The 1424-nt window shown below is 71.1% G+C and carries 1 protein-coding gene and 1 pseudogene; both read right to left on the reverse strand.

The features are described from left to right. Positions 1-777 (reverse strand): annotated as a pseudogene (locus LQV45_RS32280) (MFS transporter); the annotation flags it as partial. Positions 778-944: 167 nt separating this feature from the next. Further along, positions 945-1424: SbcC/MukB-like Walker B domain-containing protein (locus tag LQV45_RS32285; protein ID WP_290370382.1), on the reverse strand; the 480-nt coding region annotated here is incomplete at its 5' end.

Consider the following 1424-nt stretch of genomic DNA (forward strand, 5'->3'; position numbering starts at 1 on the left):
GGGCCGGCGTTTCGTTGTGCGGACCACCGCGAGGTGCGTGGGGTGGACGGCGAAGCCGGGTACGAGGACCACGGTCAGTGCCGCGGCGAGGGCCAGCGGCAGCCACGGCGCGAGCAGGCTCGCGAGGATTCCGACGAGTGCGGGGCCGAGCACGAAGGTGAGCTCGTCCGCGGTGCTCTCATAGGAAAGGGCGGTGTCCAGGTCCGCGGAGTTCCCGGCCGCACGGGTTCCGGAGCCGGACGTCCGGGAGGTCAGTGCCATCCAGCGGACGCGGGCCAGCGGACCGACCTGCGGGCAGCTCACCCCGGCCACGAAGGCCGCGGCCAGCACGGGCACCGCGGCGGCAAGGTCGTGGACCCCGGGGATGAGGTAGGCCGTGAGGATCAGGGCAACGATGGCCACGGTGTTGGCGATGGCGGATACGAGCAGGACGCCGCGCTGGCCGAGCCGGTCTGCGAGGACGCCGAGGACGGGGGCACCGAGTGCGGAACCGATGCCGACGGCGCCGGCCGCGGCGCCGCCCACGGCGTACGAGCCTGTGACGGCGGTGACGAGTGTCAGGGCGCCGACCGTCAGCATGGCAAGCGGCAGGCGGGCGAAGAGCCCGAGGGGGATGAAGCTGCGGCCGGCGAGCAACGGCAGCTGCGCGTAGCGGCCGCCATTTGCGGGCCACGGGGCAGGCAGAGCGTCGGTCGAAATTGAAGCGGCCGGCAGCGCGTAGGTCGGCGGCAGTGGGGCGTCAAGAGTAGACACCAAAGAAGACGGTGAAGGGTTCATGGTTTCCGGGTTCGCTAAATACTGCGCATCGTCCCTCCTCCCGATGCGCGCGACCCGGTAACAGACCAATGATACCCGATCCCGGGACGCCGGCCCTGGGACCAGACGCCGGGACGGGTCCCAGAGTGGGCCCCGGGACCGGTCCCAGGGCCCACTCTGGGTCCGGCTCAGGCCCGGGTGTCGTCGCTGATGTGCAGGGTGGAGCCGCTGCGGCCCTTGTCCACCTGGAGCTGGGTGCCGATGCGCTGCTTCATTTCGGCGACGTGGCTCACGAGCCCCACCACCCGGCCGCCGTCGCGGAGGCTTTCCAGGGCGTCCATGACTTGTTCCAGCGCCTGTTCGTCGAGGCTGCCGAAGCCCTCGTCCACGAAGAGGGTCTCGATGTCCACGCCACCGGACTCATGCTGCACGACGTCCGCCAGCCCAAGGGCCAGCGCCAGTGAGGCCATGAAGGACTCGCCGCCGGAGAGGGTGGCGGTGTCCCGGCGCTGGCCGGTCCACTCGTCCACGACCTCTAGGCCAAGGCCGGACTTCGCGCCGCGTGCTGCCTTGGCGTCGGTGTGCTGCAGCGTGTAGCGGCCATCGCTCATACCGATCAGGCGTTCGGAGGCAGCGACGGCCACCTGCTCGAGCCGGGCGGCGAGGAC

The organism is Microbacterium sp. Bi128, assembly GCF_918698205.1.